This window comes from Bacillota bacterium (genome assembly GCA_009711825.1).
Classification (GTDB): Bacteria; Bacillota; Proteinivoracia; order UBA4975; family VEMY01; genus VEMY01.
The window spans coordinates 1-16,784 of record VEMY01000032.1 but is presented as its reverse complement, the minus strand read 5'-3'; the positions used below and the strand labels follow the sequence as shown (position 1 = coordinate 16,784).

Genomic DNA, 16,784 nt, shown 5'->3' with positions numbered 1-16,784 from the left:
CAGAATGAAAATAATTGGATCTTTGCTTTGGCTTGTTCTAACTATTTTTGCATTGACACTGGCATTACTGCTTTTGCCGGTTGTCTGGCTGCTGAAGCTACTGGGGATCGAGTCAACCCGGAGACGGGTGGCGCATGGTTTTGCCCATTGGTGGGGCCGGTTTGTGTTTCGGGCCAGTGGCAGCAAGGTCAGGGTCCATGGCTTGGACAAGCTGCCCCCGGGGCCGGTGGTTGTAATGGGCAATCATCAGGGGATTTTTGATATCATGCTGGTGATGGGGTTCATCCCCAAGCCGTTGGCCTTCATTGCCAAAAAAGAACTGACGAAAATGCCTCTGATCAGCACTTGGATGCGAAACATAGGCTGCCTGTTTTTGGACCGTAAGGATGTGCGGCAAGCAGTTGCAGTTATCAACACGGGCGTGCAGCAATTGAAGGATGGGACATCGATGGTTATATTTCCCGAAGGCACCCGCAGTCGATCATCGGAAATGCTGCCCTTCCGTCAGGGTAGTATGAAACTTGCAGTGCGCGCCGGAGTGCCAATAGTGCCAGTAAGTATCAAGGGCACCTATGGTATTTATGAACAAAATCGTCTCATTGCCCCGGCACGGGTCATTCTTTGGATCAGCGAGCCGGTGCTGCCCGCAGAATTTGGCAGCAAAACCGGCGAACTCAGCAACCTGGTGCGTCAGCGCATTGAGGATGGTCTCAAACAAATTAGCGCTCAATAGTACTTTGCCACCAACCCAAAAAAATGCTATCTTAGCGAAGAGGGGGAATCACTATGGGGTTTACTGACGAGTTACGCAAAAAGTTGTTGCTCACTGTATCAACCGTTGGTGTTTCCGTGATTTTGGTGGCAATTGTAATTGTTGCCGCCGTTTCCCCGCCGTCACCGGAGGCGGTTGTCAATGATTTTGTTGCCGCAATCCGTTCAGGTGACGGTGAAAAGATGGAGCAATTGACAGAGGGTGAGGCGCTTGCCCAGCTGGGCGACACCACGGTGCTTGATGTTGAACAGAGCCAGCCCTGGTACAATCTGAAAACAAACGGCGAAGAAATTTACCGGGAGTTTAGAATCGGCGAAGTCGAGGTTTCTAACGATACTGCCAGAATTGTGGTGTTCTATGGCGCCGGGTTGTTTCAGGAGCATGAGTACTATTTGCTGCGCCGGGACAAAGCCTGGAAGATTTATGATATTCGCTAAATAACTAAAGGGTTGGCTCAGGCCAACCCTTTAGTTATATGTTTTGTCAATTCGTCCACAAACAATTCCAGCCCCCGTGTATCTTCCGCATCAAATCGGTCCTTTTCCGGACTGTCTAAATCCAGAACAGCAACCAGCTCACTGTCAAGTTTAACTGGCACCACAATTTCTGAACGTGAAGCCGCGTCGCAGGCGATATGCCCCGGAAAGGCATGGACATCGGGCACTACCTGAGTTTTTTCCCGGGCGGCAGCTGTCCCGCACACGCCTTTACCGACCTTAATCCGGGTGCAGGCCGGTTTTCCCTGAAATGGTCCCAAAACAAGTTCATTGTCTTTCAAGATGTAAAATCCTGCCCAATTTAAGAGTGGCATTTGGTCATACAGCAGTGCGCTGGCGTTGGCCAGGTTGGCGATTGAATCAGTTTCGCCTTGTAACAGCGCTGCCAGAAGTTCACTGAGTTGCTGATAAAATTCAGTTTTTTCCGCGGCCTGTAGTTTTTCAGCTTCATACATATGTCTTCCCTCCTGAGTTTTTAGTTTACAGTTTGCAGACAGATTTGGCAAATAGACGTCACCGGTTGACAGCAGATGCCCTTCTGGTAAAATCTACATGCAGTTTTCTGATTCGGAGGATAAACATGGATAAAAAACGGATTCGGCCGTTGTGGAATTTCCTGTTCTTCGGGAACAGTCAGTTAATCCTTGCGGTCTTGGTGCTTGTTGGTTTTGTAGCGCTGCGTGTACTCATGGGGCCGGGGATAGTTCCTACGGACCAAATGGCCTATAGCAGCAGTCGGCTTGATTGTCCAGGGGCCGTGATTTACAGTTCTGAAGCAGGTAGGTTGTTATTGAACCAGGATGAGTTACTGCTTTGTCGGCGTCCTGAGGCGCCGGATGTTTTGGCCTCTGAAGTGGTGAATTTATATACTTCCGGCGGCGATGTATTGGTCAAAGCAGCCAAACAGGTTCACCGGCTTGATTGGGAGGCCGCGGAACTTAAGCCAATCGCAGCGCCTGCAGCTATTCCTGCTGGAGCCCGGCTGGTGGGCGTCGGTGAATACGGAACTGATTATTATGTTGACGGCGAGGTTTATGCCGATGGTGCTACGTATCAGTATACTGGTACCCGCAAACATCCGCTGGTGGAATCAGAGTGGCGTGGGGGAGCGCTCTTTTTCTCCGAGAGCAGCTGGACGGTGTACCGGGAGCACCAGCCCCGGATAAATCATATTCTGCCCCTGGAGCGGGGAATAATTGTCTCTGCGCATTTGGCACCCGATGGGAGTCGGGTAATCTTTGCCACCGTTAACAATATGGAGACCGAAGTTTGGGTAGCGGACAGTTCCGGCGGCAACGCCCGGCTTTTGTTTTCCCAGGCGATGGAATTCAGCAGCCTTGAGGTTGTATGGGCCGAAGATTCCCGCCAGGCTGCCTTTTCAGTCCTGGGGTTTGAGGATCAAGAGACCTACCTGACGGCTACAATAATCTACCAGCCCGGCAATGCCGCTCTGGAATTGCACAGCTATCAGGGTGAGTTTGTCAATGCGCTTCTGCCAACTGCGTGGGGGGGCGATGGCAGGAGTGTTTACTTCATCAATCCCAGCGAGGAACAACAACGTCCATATGTCTTTTCGTTATACAGGAACTAAGTGGACATCCGGGCAGTGGGATGGTATAATTTATATAATATTTCCTGACGATGACGGGGATAAGAAATGGCAGACTGTTTACAGAGAGCCGGTGGCTGCTGTGAACCGGTAACAGCGCTGTTTCGGTACACCCCTGAGTTCTGTACCGAATGGATCTTTCCTGTAGGCTGCAGCGGTTTGCCCCGTTATCAGGCACTTGAGTGGACCCTTCTGGTCAATCAGGGTGGTACCGCGGGCAAGTCCCGTCCCTGTTCCGGACGGGTTATTTTGTTATCTGGAGGCTGAGATTATGACAAATGCATTGGATATTCTGGAACAAAGGGGATTCGTTAAACAGATCACCCATCCTGAGGAATTGCGCAAGCGTTTGGAGCGACCCCTGACCTTTTATTGTGGGTTTGACGCTAGCGCAGACAGTCTCCACGTGGGACACCTGTTGCCTTTGATGGCCATGGCCAATTTGCAGCGTGCCGGTCATCGGCCGCTGGCGGTAATCGGCGGCGGCACAGCGATGATTGGTGATCCCAGCGGCAAAACCGAGATGCGGAAAATGCTTAACCGGGAGACTATTGATGCCAACGCGCAGGCCTTGGCAAGACAGGTGGCCAAGTTTATCAATCTTGAGCAAGCCGGGGCAGGTGTGGTCCTAAACAATGCTGATTGGCTGTCCGAGTTGAATTACATTGAGTTTTTGCGGGATATTGGCAGCCACTTTTCCGTGAACCGGATGCTTACTTATGAATGTTTTAAGTCCCGGATGGAACGGGGCCTGTCATTCATCGAGTTCAATTACATGCTGCTCCAGTCCTACGATTTTCTTACCCTGTACCGGAAGCATGAATGTGTGCTCCAGGTCGGCGGCGATGATCAATGGTCCAATATTATCTCCGGCGCTGACTTGATTCGCCGGGTAGATCAAGGAGAAGCATTTGGCCTCACCTTTCCGCTGCTGGAAACCAGCGACGGTAAAAAAATGGGCAAAACAGAAGCGGGCGCTGTCTGGTTGAGTCCCGAGCGGCTAAGTCCCTACGATTTCTATCAGTTCTGGCGCAACACCCATGATGATGATGTGGCTAGATTTATGAAGTTATATACCTTCCTGCCGGTGGCTGAGATTGAAGAACTTACCGCCCAAAAGGGTGAGGCAATAAACAAGGCAAAAACTGTTCTGGCCTACGAAGTAACCAAACTGGTTCATGGCGAGGCTGAGGCCGTCCGGGCACGGGAAGCGGCCAGCGCCCTCTTTGGTGCCGGCGCAGGGGGCGATTCTGTCCCTTCCACCACGCTAAAGGCGGAGCCTGTGAATATTCTTGACTTGCTGGTGGCCAGCGGGCTGGCAGCCAGCAAAAGTGAAGGCCGGCGTTTAGTTAGTCAAGGTGGGATTTATCTGGCCGATGAGCGGGTTACCGATATTGAGCTTATGGTCGACCCCCAGGATTATGGCGACAAACTGATTGTCCGCAAAGGCAAGAAAGTTTACCATCAGATAACTTTTCAATAATAGTTTCGGAGGTGCATGGTAGTGAAGGTTGGCGCCGTTACCGCGCGACGGGTGCTGTCAATCATGTCCGAAATCAGGGATGGCCAAAACCAGGCAGATTACTGGTTGGAACTTCTATACGGATCTGAGTTTGCTCCTTTGCTGGTCCATTGTGGTCATTGGGAAGATGGTCGGCAACAGCCGCTATCTCCCGAACGATTTTTGTACATTTTACAAAACAGTTGGTCCCGGCAGGGCACCTTTCAGCTTCCTCCGCGTCAGCAGCGTTTGGAACGCCATTTTGCCCGGGCTTACTCGTTTTTGGACCGTCTCCAGGAAATCCTCAGCTACTACCATGAATATTTGCGGGATAATCTGGAGCCATGCCTGGACCGGGAAGTGAGACCGTACCTCCCGGAATCGGTCACGGTGGGACAAAAGGTCGAATTGACTTTGGGCACAGATCAGCTGGCTTTTGTTGCCGGCGATATCTATCTCGACCTGCTTGGTGTCAGGGAACTGGGAGAGCAGCGAGTGGAACAGTATGTCGCCCATGAAGTGTTCCATGAAGCCCACAACCGGCTGGCTGCCAATAGCGCCAAACGTTACTCGCGCCAGTTATTTGCGTCCCTCTTCGGCTTGCAAAGTGAAGGGGTGGCCAATCACGTGATTGGTGGCGCCCGGGAAGTTCTAGAACTGCGGTATAAGCACAGTCAATCTCCGGAGCGGGATCAATTGCTTCAGCGGCTGCAAATGTATGCGGATTTTGAAAGGGCGCCGGGTGCCGGATTTGAAGAGCTGTTTTCGATGCTGCAACGGGCGGCAGAAGGGAGAACCGAAGGTGTTGCTGCCTGGTTTCGCAAGACCAGCCCCGGGCATTATCAGGGAGTGGCCATGGCCGATGCAATTGAAGAGAAATTGGGTATTGACGCTTTAGTAGCAACCCTCAAAGATCCCGGGGAATTTGTTCTTGCATACGCCCAAACTGGCGCCCATGTGCCGCCAAAACTTTTGTCAATATTGCAGAAAATCAGCGCCGAATAACCCCATTACCTGGCCCGAATTCCAGGGCCGGCAATTATAGAATCTTAGTTCTGGAAATGGAGGATAACCGATGAAATTGCTGGAAAACCCTGAAGACCGTTACGGCCCGCTCCCTACCCGCAGCTTTGTTGAGCGGGAACTGAAGCCGCACAAACATTTGCAGACCAACGAAGGCGCTTGGGAATACCTGGAATTGCACCTGGCCCGGGTGGAGGAGTGTTTTGCAGAATTACAAAAGGAAGACAACAATATATGGGGGTGGCTTGCCCGCAAGCGTGCGACCAGCAGCTTCACCAACACAACCAAGGCATTACGGGTGATTATCAAGTATCACGAAGAGGATTTGGAACTACTAACGAAAATGCGCAAACATATCGAGACCAAGGCAGAAGAGCGGAATGGCTTGGAACCTCATTACAGATATTTACTTGGTTTGCTGGATGAATTATTGGCAAAACATAAATAAACCCGGAGTCAGGCAGGAGATTTTACCAGGCTCGGAGAAATACTGTCTGACAGGCTCTGTACGAAGGAGGGATGGAAGTGGATGAATATATTGAAATTGCCCGTTATGTACTAGGAGAGTTTCTAATTCTTATCGAAGCATTTTGGCAGTATTTCGCCCTGTTTGTTCTTATACATCTCTTATTGGCCTTGGTGTGGAGCCGGAGAAAGAAAGCCCGCCAAGCGGACGGGGACAGCAATGGGGACAGTCAATCCGGGTGGCAGATTGAAGATTCTGACACGTCAGAGCCCGCCGCCCGTGACATAGAACCCGAACAGGAACCTGAGCAAGAACTATATCCAGACGAGCTTTTGTACCGGGAAGGGTGGCTGGTGGAGAGTTTTGACGCCGAGGACCCGCCGCCAAAGAAGCCGAAAAAGGCCCCGCGGCAGAGCAAATCAAAGCAGCAAGCCGCCCCGCCGCCTGCAAATACTGAGGCTGCGCCTAAGCCGCCGGAATCGGAGCCGGTTTCACAACCCACGCCGTCGCCAAAAGAACCAACACCGCAATCAACGCCACCACCGGCACCGCCAGTGGTTGAGCAAAAGCCGGCTACGCCACCTGCTACAGAGCAAGCTTCCAGGCAACAGCCGTCTGAGCTGCCTCCGCCGCCGTCACCGGCCGTATACCAGATTTTGCGTGCCGGCGCCTATAACGAAAAATCGGAACAGCTTATAGCAGTTTTCCGCACCAATCTATACCAGATCGAGCAAATCATATATGAGGGTCGTTTTGGGATGGATTTTGTGGTCTCGAAGCTGGGGGCCCGAACTTTGGTCAATGCCAAGTGGTGGAAGAAGAAGGTCGGCGAGCGGGTTGTGCAGGCTGCGATTGAGGGCAGCCATCATCACAGATGTGATTTCGCGGTGGTAGTGAGCCCCAAAGGGTTCAACCGCGCCGCTAAAAAACTGGCCAAAGCCCATTCGGTGGCCTTATGGGATAATAAAACCCTGGCCAGGGAAGAAAAAAATGCCCGCAAGGGCAAAATTGAGTCGGGCCAACTGGTCGCTGTGACCAGGGACCGCTAGTGTTGAGCGCGTGTTAAAATTGTCGGGGCTGAGTGCCCCGGCAATTTTTTTGCCCCAGTGGCTCTGCCCAATGTTATAATATCTGGAGGGAGTGGTTACTATGGCCTTGGAATTATTGGTCGGCTGCGCCGCCTCGGGCAAGACCGAGTACCTTTTGGAGCGCTATAAGCATCTGGCTGACTCGGAACAGACCGACCGGATTTTAGTGTTGCTTTGGAATGCCCGGGATGTTAAATACTGGCGGGAGAATCTGGACTTGGCTCAGGCAGGTCTACTGAACATCTATACATATTTTGGCTGGGTGCAGCGGGAATTGCGTCGTCACTGGTTAAACCGCGGCTTTACGGCCAATTGGCTGGAGCCGGAATTTTTAACAGTTGAGACATCCCAATATCTTATGCTGGAACAATTACAGGCCGAAGCGGCGGTGTTTGACGAACTCACCACCAGCCCCGAACGGCTTGCGATTCAGTTGGGCAGCTGTCATGTGCTGGCTAGTTTAAACAGCATTGAGTTTGATCATATCGGGGAACGGCTGCAACAGGCCAATCCTGGAACCGATCCGGCAATTTACAGGAGCGTGCAAAATATTATCAACCGGCATCGGGATCAGCTCTTGGATAACGGCGCCATGGACTATGGTTTGGCCGTTGCCGCTTATCAACGGCTGCTTGCGGACTTAAATTATGTGCATGAACTGAGGAGGCAGTTCAGCCACCTCTTGGCTGATGATGTGGGCGAACAGGCACCTGCCGCCCACGATCTTATTGAAGCTTTGTTGCCCGGTTTACAATCTGCCCTATTGGCATTTGCAAGCGACGGCGGCCACGCCGGATTTTTTGGCGCCGATCCCCGGGGCGCCTGGAACCGTTTTAGCAAACAGGGGACGGTGCGCCTGATTCGGCCTCAGGGGCAGCAATGGCTGGCCGCGTCCGCTCACCTGGGCGCCCGGCTTATCCGCCCGGAGACTCCGCTGAGGAATTTTGCCGGGACAGGACCGGATTTGGAAGTAATCCATGAAGACCTGCGCAGTCAGGTGTTGACCAGCGTTGGTCAGCGGATTACCCGTCTTGTGGTTGCCGGTACACCCCCGGGGGAGATAGCTGTTATTGCCCCGCTGGCGGATAAAGTTATGGAGCATTCATTGGCAAGGACGCTTGGGGAAGCGAATATTCCGTTACAGGTGCTGGCCAAAAACCGGCGCTTGATTGACCAGCCCTTTGTGCGGGCAATGATGACAATTTCGCTGCTGGCCCACCCCCAGTGGAAGCTGGAGTGGGGAGTTCCCGATCTTGTGCAATCGCTGGAGATTCTGTTGAAAACAGACCCGGTGCGCGCCTGGCTGTTGGCGCGGCAATTCCGTGATGACGGTTTGCAGCCTTTGGACTACTGGTTGCGGGAGCGTGCAGGATTCCGGGTCTCTGAAGGGTATGACCTCTTGCAGGAGTGGCTGGCAGCATATAAAGCCGGGCCAGTGCAACCAATTGACGTGTTTCTCCAAAGGGTGTTTGGCGAACTCTTGTCCCGGCTGCCGCCCACAGAGGATGATCTTGTGGTTGTGCGTCAGTTAATTGTCTCGGCGCAAAAATTTGCTTCAACCTCCCGTCGCTTTCCCCATCTTGCTGAAAACCCGGGCGCTGCGTTTATGCACATGCTTTCTGCTGGCACAGTGGCCGCAGAAAGTTTGCTCACAGCCGACACCGACGCGGCTGTAATTCTCACCACCCCGTATGCTTACCTTTCGGGGCATTTGACATCTTCGGTCCAGGTGTGGTTGGACTGCACCAGTGAACGTTGGTTTCATAACGACAGCCGGGAGATTCTCAATCCCCATGTCCTGAGCGGAAATTGGCAGCTGGATCGTCAGTGGAGCGATGAAGATGATGTTCGCAATCGACTAGAAAACGGCGCCCGCACTGTGCGTGCGCTGCTCCGCCGGTGCAGGGAGCGTTTACTGGCGACCTACGCCAATGTGGACAGCCAGGGATTTGAGCAGGAGGGACAGTTGTTGGAGGCGATTTACCAGACGCTTGGAAGGAGGAGCTCGTGATGCGATTTAGGCCGGGTCAGGATAAGGTTGCCGGTTATAAAGGCGGTTTCTTGGCGGTGCCGGCAATCCCCGGGGCCGGCAAGACAACGGTGCTCTCCTGGCTGGCGGCACGCCTGATAAGTGAGGGCTTGCCCCGGGGCGGCAAAATTCTGGTGGTTACGGTAATGAATTCGGCGGTGGCCAATTTTAACCACAAGATTGGTGACTGGCTTGAGACCAGGAACCTGCCTCGGCATGGAGGATTTGAGGTGCGAACTCTGCACTCGCTGGCCATGCAGGTTATCCGAGAGCGACCGGCAGCTGCTGGCTTACGGGACGATTTTGTTTTGGTGGACGGCGCCCAGCGCGAGCAAATGCTGCGAAGTATCGTCGACCAGTGGATAGACAACAACCCTGAACGCTGGCAGGCGGTCCTGAAGATCGATAAGTCCCATGGCAGGTTTGAAAACGTTCTGGAGCACTGGCGGACGTACACCCACAATCTGGCACGTGAGCTGGTCAGCCATTTTAAATCTTCGGGAATCAAGCCTGGCGATAACGATGACGACGGTTTTCTCGGCTGGGCCTGGGAATTCTATGGCGAATACTGCCGACAGCTCACCCGGTCGGGTATGTTGGATTTTGATGATCTACTGTTGAAAGCGTGTACGCTGGTGGAATCCGATGACCAGTTGAGTGCCCGCTTGGCAGACAAGTGGCCCTTTATTTTTGAGGATGAAGCCCAGGACTCCAACCCTTTACAACAGCGGCTTTTATTGAAGCTTGCTCAGCAACACGGAAATCTTGTCCGTGTCGGTGATTCCAACCAGGCGATTATGGGGACATTTACAAATTCTGACCCTAGTTTGTTTAGGGATTTCTGTCGCCACCCTGATGTCCGCCTGGAGCCAATGCTCCAGTCCAGTCGCAGCAGCCGCGACATAATCAGTCTTGCCAACGAGTTGGTGCGCTGGAGCAATGAACAACATCCTGTGGATGCCTGTCGCCAGGCGTTGGAGACGAATTATATTGAGCCGGTTGCCGCTGATGATCCGGATCCCAACCCTAGCCCCGCAGGTTATACTTTGGCTGTGCGGGCGTACGCTGATCAGGAGCAGGAAATTGCCGGGATCTGCAAGCATGCATCGGAATATATTGAGCGCAGGCCGGAGCATACTGTGGCAATCCTTGCGCCCACTAATTTTTTGGTTACCCGTTTCCGAGAGCACCTAGAAGCAATGGCCACACCATGTTATGAGATAACTACTTATCCAGCGGGGCGGCGCAAGACGATTGACGACCTCCAGGCGATTATCGCTGCCTTGGCCAGTCCCGGAAATTCTCAGCTGCTGGCGGCCGCCCTGGAACGCCTGCTTCCGGAGTTGATCGACGAGCCGGGCTTAAAAGAATATCTGGAAACAATACCTCCGGAACAATTGTTGTTCGGATACGGTTGGCCCCAATCGTTGGTGGAGCATCAGCTTTGGGAGTTGCTCAAGCCCCGACTGGGTCAGTTTCGCTCCTGGTTGGAGGCCCGTCATCTGCCCCCCGATATGTTATTGTTGGAGATCGCGGTTGATCTCGGATTGCAGGATCAGGAACTGGCGATTGCCCAGAAAATGGCGTTAGATATCAAGTTCCGGTTGACTTTGTATCCCAATTGGCGGCTGCCCGAAATATCTGAGACCCTGATACAGCTCACCCACAGTTTTCTTGGCGCCGCAAATCTATTCTATGAGCGTGCCGGATACCGGGCGGAGCCGGGCGTGGTCAATCTCGTTACTGCCCATCGGGCCAAGGGGCTGGAATGGGATACGGTGTATGTCGTGGGACTGACTGCTGGTAATTATCCTGGTTTGATGGCAGATAAAATTCGTTCTGAGTACGGTTATCTTCCCGAAGACCTGGTGAATCCGGTGGCTGTGGCCAAGGCGCAATTTGCCGGCGCTGATCCCCGAAAAGCGGTGCTTATTGCCAAAGAGGAGCTGTTGGCGGAACGTTTACGTCTGTTGTACGTGGCAATCACCCGGGCGCGGATGAATCTGCTTTTAACCTGGCACCGTAAAAATGACTATGGCAGAAAACAAAAGCCGGCGTTACCGATAGTGCACTTACAAAAGTTTATGGAGGTGGAAGCCCGTGGGCGCGAATCTTGAGAATATGTACTTCAGTCAGGCTGCCCTCAATGCCTGGTTTAATTGCCCGCTGAAGTTTCGCCGTCGCTATGTGGACGGACTCTATTGGCCACAGGTGGCGGAGTCTGATCCCTTGGAACGGGGGCGCAAATTCCACCTACTGGCCCAGTCTTACTATGCCACGGGTTCGACATATGTTCCTCCCGGGGACAGGGAGAGATTCCGGCCGCTTGTCGAGGCCCTCACTCAATTTTTGCCCCGGACAGAGGACCGCAAATTTTTGCCCGAGTATGAGCTTCGAATGAATGACGACGGCCTTAAGTTGCTGGCAAAGTATGATTTGCTGGTTGTAGATGAACAGACTGTGACCATCTATGACTGGAAGACCGACAGCAAGCCCTTGCGTCCGGCAATCGCAGACAGCCCCCAGACACGGCTCTATTTGTTTTTGCTTTGTTCTCTGCCCCGATATTTTAATCTCGTACCGGAGGCGGCCTCGATGGTCTACTGGAACCCGATATTTCCTGAGCAGACGCTGGAGGTTAAATACAATCAGAGCAAGTTTGTTGCCGACCGCCAATGGCTACAGGACACAATCGGCCAAATCCGCAAGACCCAAAGCTTTGTGGCTGCAGAGCAAAAATGCCGGTGGTGTGAGTACCGACCGCTTTGCCATGGCGAAAGCCTGGAAACAACCGAGGCGGAGGAAGAACAATTTGAAGAAATCGATTGGGATGAAATATCCGAGATCGCCTGGCAAGGGGTGAATATACCATGAATAAGCTGAATGTACTGCCGCCCCGGCAGCGCCAGCCTGATCCGGACTTAGTTTTGCTCACTGGTCACCGTGAGCTGGCCTTAATACTTGCAGCCCGGGGCATTACCCGGAAGGAGCAAATTTTGCAAATTCTCAACCCGTTGGCAACGCCGGAGCCCGACCTTGCGGACTATCCGCCGGTGGGGAGTGCAATTACGAGAATATTAACCGCCTTGGAGCAAAAGGAACAGATAACAATCTATGGCGATTATGACGTGGATGGGATTACCGCCACTTCAGTTCTGGTTAGCGCCTTGCGCACTGCCGGTGGCCAGGTAAATTACCATATTCCCAACCGGTTCAGCGAGGGGTACGGTATGCACGCTGACCGGGTGCGGGCATTGGCGGCGGCGGGCACTAATTTGATCATTACCTGCGACTGTGGAATCAGCAATGCCGCTGAGGTGGCCCTGGCCAGGGATCTGGGCATGGATGTGATTGTTACTGACCATCATACGCCGCCGGAGGATTGGGACGAGCTGTTTGCAGGCGTAACTGTTCTCAACTTTAAACTGTTGTCTGGGGAGCACCCGTCACGGGAATTGCCTGGGGTGGGAATCGCGTTTATCTTGATGCGTTGCTTGCTGACAAAGTTGGGAAAGTCAGCGGAGGATCTCTTGGATTTAGTGGCCCTGGGAATCATTGCCGATGTTGTCCCGCTGGTTGGCCACAATCGTCAGCTCCTGAAAATAGGGCTGCCCTCGCTACTGAATGCCAACCGCCCCGGTGTACAAGCTCTGTTTAATGTGGCTGGTCTCAGCCCGGGCAGGGTTGATGAAGAGGTCATGGCGTTTCAAGTAATTCCCCGACTGAACGCAGCCGGACGTCTGGATGACGGCGGCATCGGTGTAGAATTGTTGCTGGCGCCGGATAATGAACAGGCGCTGCCGCTGGCGCAAGAACTGAACCAGCTCAATCAACAGCGTAAAGACCTGGGCAAGTCAATCACCCAGGAGCTGACGGCGGAAGCGGGTAAGCCGCTGATTGCCTACGGCGCCGACTGGCATCAGGGAGTAATCGGCATCAGCGCCGGCCAGATTTGCAATACATATCAGATCCCGGTGGCGCTGATGACAAGCACCGGCACAGGCCTGGTTGTCGGCTCCGCCCGCTCGGTTCCCGGCATCGATATTTACCAGGCAATAAAAGATTGCTCTCAACATCTGGATAAATTTGGCGGTCACCCAAGCGCCGCCGGATTTTCGCTGCAAAGGGATAAGCTCAGCGCATTTAAAACGGCCCTGACGGAACGATTGCAAGCTGAGTTGGAACGCTACTCGCCACCACCTCTGGAGGCTGAACTTGAACTCCGGGCCGCCGATATAAATCTGGATTTATTGGTCGCGTTTAGAAAGGTGGCGCCCTTTGGTGAAGCCAACCCCCGTCCCCTTTGTCTGTGCAAGCGGGTACGGGTGTGGAGCATTCGCAAGGTGAACGGCGGCCACATTCTTACAGTGGGAGAGGGACGGCAAAGTTTTACCGCCGGACTTTGGCGCCTGGAAGATGTGCCGACAGCTGGGAGCTGGATCCGAATGGCGGTAACTCTCTCCGAGGATTATTTCCGGGAAAAACCCACGGTGCGGGCGACGGTGCTGGAATGGTGGCCGGAAGCGGAAGCCCCGGCGCCTGAAGTTGAAGTAAATATTATTGATATGCGGGGGCAGGGTCAGCAGGCATTGGACCACTACCCCGGAGCGGCTCTGTTCCGCGAGGGCTTAGACTGGCTAGAGAATCAGGAATATGCTCGTAATCAAGTCCAAGCTGCTGATACGCTCTTAATGTTGACGCCGCCCGCTTCGGAGCAATTGTTTCGCCAGCTGGCGGCCAGGGCGGAACGGGTTGTCCTGGCATTTTCCCGAGAGCACGAGCCGGTGACCCTTTCAGGAATATTTGCCAGCCTGTTGGCGGCGATAAAATACAGCATCAACAAGCATGGAGGTAAGGCGGCACTGATAGACCTGGCCGCGGCAATGGGGCTGCCTGAGGAACTGGTGCTAGAGGCGGTCAAACAATTGGCACGGCACCGGGTTATCGATTTTCAACTCTTGGATGGTGTATTTTATTTCGAACGGGGCGAGTCATCGCGGGTTACCGAGGCAGTGACAAAATCACGTTTGCTCACCAGTTTGCTTGGTGAAGTAAATGCTTATATGCGTTGGTTGCGGCTGGCGGCATTGACTGAAATAGAAAAAATCCAGGTCTAGTACCTGGATTTTTTAAACCCTAAGCTTGCAAGCAGGTCGGGAAGATCCCGCAAGTGGCGGTAGAGAACAACGACAGCAATCAGTGGCGACCACAGCCAGCTTTGGGGCAGGTCTGTCAACAGCGGCGTCAGCAGCGGAAAGCTGGCGATGATAAAAAATGCCGCCGGATTGGTGCGCCTGGTGATAGCCAGGCCCAGTGCCCCTGAGAAGAGCAGGGTGAGGGTTAAAACCGGGTTTAAGTAAAGGGTGGCGCCGGCGGCCGCGGCCAGGCCTTTTCCGCCTTGGAATCGTAGCCAGAATGGGAAGTTATGTCCCAGTATAACCGCAAATGCAGCCACAAGCAGAAGCTCGCTGCCACCTAGTTTGTCGGCCATGAAAAGAGCGAGCCAGCCTTTGGCAAAATCGCCAATGAAGACTGCAAGGGCTGCCGGCAGGCCGAGACTGCGCAGGGTGTTTTTCGCTCCCAGATTGCCTGAACCCTGACGGCGCAAATCACCCCGGCCTGCCAGGCGCACGGCCAGCCAGGAAAAGGAGATACTGCCAAGCAGATAAGCCAGGCCTGCCACATAAATCATGAGTTATCGGCTCCCGGGACCCAGACCCTAAGCGCTCCTGGCAGTAGTTCAGCGTCAATGGGGCTTGTGCCATATACATTGCCGTCAAAGAGTTTGGGCAGCGGCTCAAGGGTGGTCACCTTCAGTTTGCGGGTGCGCAGGAATTGTACCTTGGGGTGAGTGGTGTGTTTGCCTTTATATGCCTTGGGCAAGGTGGTGAGAAAGCCCAGTTTATTCATTTCGTGCATAATCACCACGTCTAGAAGACCATCATCGTACCGGGCTTCCGGGGCTATTTGTAGGCCGCCGCCGGTAAAACGCGTGTTGAGGACAAACAGACCCATGACTGTAGCTGATAGTTCATCATCATCCAAAGTGATATGCATTGGGTAAGGTTGCAGTTTGTTAACCACCTGCAGAATCGAGGCCGTGATGGCCAGCGGCCCCCGGAAGATATTTTTTCTTGTATTCACATGCTGCATCACATCGCTGGGAAACCCGAGTCCGAGTATGATGCTGAAATATCCATCACTGTCTTTGCCCACATCCATACTAATCATGCGTCCGGTTTTGAACACTGAAACTGCTTTTTCTAGATTAAACGGTATGTTTAAAGAGCGGGCGAAGTCATTGCCGGTGCCGCAGGGAATAAAGCCCATTGCTGCTCCCGTCTCCATGACTCCGTTCAAAACTTCATTCATTGTGCCATCGCCACCGACTCCAATCACTGTTTCAAAATCATGCCCTGCCTGGCGGGCTAGTTCTGTGGCATGGCCTGGCCCAGAAGTCTCGACGAGTTCAAAATCAAGGTCTTGAGCCACGAACAGGCGGCGAATCTTCGGCGCCAATTTGGCGACCTTTCCCCGACCTGCGGCGGGATTGGCAATTATTTTAAAACGCATCTTTGTTCCCCCTATCATTAGAAACCAACCCTATTTCAATTCGACCAAGAATAGCAAATACCTTTATCCGGACTTTTTATGCATTTGTCGGTGCTGATAATTCCTGATAAACTTAATGCTGATTAGGATATTAACGACGGGGAGTTGAGGATTTGAAGCGACAAATCATGAGTTGGCAGACGATAGAGAGCAAGCACATTTTGAAAACCTCCTTTATCGGGGTGCGGGAAGACCTTCGGACTGCGCCTGGTTTTGGCCAGCACAGTTTTTATATACTGGAGTTTCCCGATTGGGTGAATGTGGTGCCGGTAACAAAGGACCAGCAGCTGGTGCTGGTGCGTCAATTTCGTCATGGTCTGGCGGCTTTTAACCTGGAGATACCCGGCGGCATTGTTGACCCAGGAGAAAGCCCGCAAAAAACAGTTGTCCGGGAGCTGGTTGAGGAGACTGGCTATGTGCCGGAAACAGTGGAATTGCTGAGTAAAGTAAGTGTGAATCCGGCAATCCAGGACAATTGGTGTCATCTATTTCTCGCCACCGGTTGTCAGTTAACTCAGGAGCAGCAATTGGATGGCACAGAGGATATTGCCGTGGAACTGGTGCCGCTGGCTCAATTGCCTCAGCTGCTGGCCCAGGGGGAGATCCATCATTCCCTGAACTGTTTGGCTTTAAGTCTTGCCTGGAGTAAACTCATACAATAACTCGCCGTCTGTGCGGCGTTTTTTTAGACGTTTTCCTGTCACTGCAACCGGGCTTTTGACATAGTGTGATAGGGGAAACGTCTAAAGTGTTTAGAGGAGGATTTGTATGTATAACGAGCAAGACGGAGTCTATATTGGTCTCAAGGGAGAAAGTCTCTACCTGGTTGCCCGGCGGGAGGGACTGAGCGTCAAAGAATTGGCAGCTCTTAACCCAGAGATTCGGTCAGTAACGGAAGACATCGACGGCAAGGTCCTGAAAATGCCGAAGAAGAAGTGTCCTGGTTTCCTGTATACAGTCCAGGCCGGCGACACCTTCTTTCTGTTGGCAAAGCGGTTTGGCACCACCGTGGAGGCAATCCAGGCTGCGAACCCGGGTGTGGATCCCCTGAACCTGCAAATCGGGTCGCAAATCTGCATCCCGGTTAGGAAGCCGGCGCCACCCAAGTGCCCCAACGGATTTTTGTACACCATCCAGGCCGGGGACACTTTCTTCCTGCTGGCCCAGCGGTTTGGCACCACCGTGGA

17 protein-coding genes are annotated in these 16,784 nt (G+C 53.2%); 14 read left to right on the top strand and 3 right to left on the bottom strand.

Annotated elements, in window-relative coordinates; translation table 11 throughout:
- Window positions 1-4: 4 nt before the first annotated feature.
- Together FH749_10215 and FH749_10210 are read left to right on the top strand one after the other, a co-directional pair.
- Window positions 5-733, top strand: coding sequence for a 1-acyl-sn-glycerol-3-phosphate acyltransferase (locus FH749_10215; GenBank protein ID MTI95840.1), 729 nt, complete (start codon window positions 5-7; stop codon window positions 731-733).
- Window positions 734-786: 53 nt separating this feature from the next.
- Window positions 787-1,209 carry a nuclear transport factor 2 family protein gene (locus FH749_10210; GenBank protein MTI95839.1) on the top strand — a complete coding sequence of 141 codons (423 nt, stop codon included), beginning with the start codon at window positions 787-789 and terminating at the stop codon, window positions 1,207-1,209.
- 17 nt (window positions 1,210-1,226) lie between these two features.
- On the opposite strand, the gene FH749_10205 is transcribed toward FH749_10210, so the two are convergent.
- Entirely contained in the window at window positions 1,227-1,724 is a 498-nt protein-coding gene (locus tag FH749_10205; GenBank protein MTI95838.1) for a GAF domain-containing protein, read from the bottom strand.
- A gap of 125 nt (window positions 1,725-1,849) precedes the next feature.
- On the opposite strand from FH749_10205, the gene FH749_10200 reads away from it, so the two are divergent.
- The 10 genes from FH749_10200 to recJ all read left to right on the top strand — a co-directional run bounded on the left by FH749_10200 (window position 1,850) and on the right by recJ (window position 14,102).
- Entirely contained in the window at window positions 1,850-2,860 is a 1,011-nt protein-coding gene (locus FH749_10200; protein MTI95837.1) for a hypothetical protein, read from the top strand.
- A gap of 66 nt (window positions 2,861-2,926) precedes the next feature.
- Window positions 2,927-3,145 (top strand): hypothetical protein, encoded by a 219-nt coding sequence (locus FH749_10195; GenBank protein ID MTI95836.1) that lies wholly within the window; start codon window positions 2,927-2,929, stop codon window positions 3,143-3,145.
- 4 nt (window positions 3,146-3,149) lie between these two features.
- The gene (locus FH749_10190) at window positions 3,150-4,361 is read left to right on the top strand and encodes a tyrosine--tRNA ligase (protein MTI95835.1); all 1,212 of its coding nucleotides are present in this window, start codon (window positions 3,150-3,152) and stop codon (window positions 4,359-4,361) included.
- A 21-nt stretch (window positions 4,362-4,382) separates the two neighbouring features.
- Complete coding sequence (locus FH749_10185) at window positions 4,383-5,384, top strand: hypothetical protein (protein ID MTI95834.1); 1,002 nt, start codon at window positions 4,383-4,385, stop codon at window positions 5,382-5,384.
- 70 nt (window positions 5,385-5,454) lie between these two features.
- Entirely contained in the window at window positions 5,455-5,850 is a 396-nt protein-coding gene (locus FH749_10180) for a hypothetical protein (protein ID MTI95833.1), read from the top strand.
- Window positions 5,851-5,921: 71 nt separating this feature from the next.
- A complete protein-coding gene (locus tag FH749_10175; GenBank protein ID MTI95832.1) occupies window positions 5,922-6,917 on the top strand; it encodes a restriction endonuclease in 996 nt (331 codons plus the stop codon).
- Between the two features lie 100 nt (window positions 6,918-7,017).
- Window positions 7,018-8,967: a hypothetical protein gene (locus tag FH749_10170; protein MTI95831.1), complete on the top strand. Its 1,950-nt coding sequence runs from the start codon at window positions 7,018-7,020 to the stop codon at window positions 8,965-8,967.
- Window positions 8,967-11,102, top strand: a complete 2,136-nt coding sequence (locus FH749_10165) for an ATP-dependent helicase (GenBank protein MTI95830.1) — start codon at window positions 8,967-8,969, stop codon at window positions 11,100-11,102. Before FH749_10170 ends, FH749_10165 begins: the two co-directional genes overlap by 1 nt.
- On the top strand, window positions 11,086-11,859 hold the full coding sequence (locus FH749_10160) for a PD-(D/E)XK nuclease family protein (GenBank protein ID MTI95829.1): 774 nt from the start codon (window positions 11,086-11,088) through the stop codon (window positions 11,857-11,859). Before FH749_10165 ends, FH749_10160 begins: the two co-directional genes overlap by 17 nt.
- Window positions 11,856-14,102, top strand: a complete 2,247-nt coding sequence (gene recJ / locus FH749_10155; GenBank protein MTI95828.1) for a single-stranded-DNA-specific exonuclease RecJ — start codon at window positions 11,856-11,858, stop codon at window positions 14,100-14,102. Before FH749_10160 ends, recJ begins: the two co-directional genes overlap by 4 nt.
- Here recJ and FH749_10150 read toward each other — a convergent pair.
- A complete protein-coding gene (locus tag FH749_10150) occupies window positions 14,099-14,677 on the bottom strand; it encodes a glycerol-3-phosphate acyltransferase (protein MTI95827.1) in 579 nt (192 codons plus the stop codon). The genes recJ and FH749_10150 overlap by 4 nt on opposite strands.
- Entirely contained in the window at window positions 14,674-15,576 is a 903-nt protein-coding gene (locus FH749_10145) for a diacylglycerol kinase family lipid kinase (GenBank protein MTI95826.1), read from the bottom strand. Before FH749_10145 ends, FH749_10150 begins: the two co-directional genes overlap by 4 nt.
- 134 nt (window positions 15,577-15,710) lie before the next feature.
- Between FH749_10145 and FH749_10140 the strand changes: the two genes are divergently transcribed.
- A complete protein-coding gene (locus FH749_10140; protein ID MTI95825.1) occupies window positions 15,711-16,259 on the top strand; it encodes an NUDIX hydrolase in 549 nt (182 codons plus the stop codon).
- A 106-nt stretch (window positions 16,260-16,365) separates the two neighbouring features.
- On the top strand, window positions 16,366-16,784 hold a 419-nt coding region (locus FH749_10135), incomplete at its 3' end, for a LysM peptidoglycan-binding domain-containing protein (protein MTI95824.1).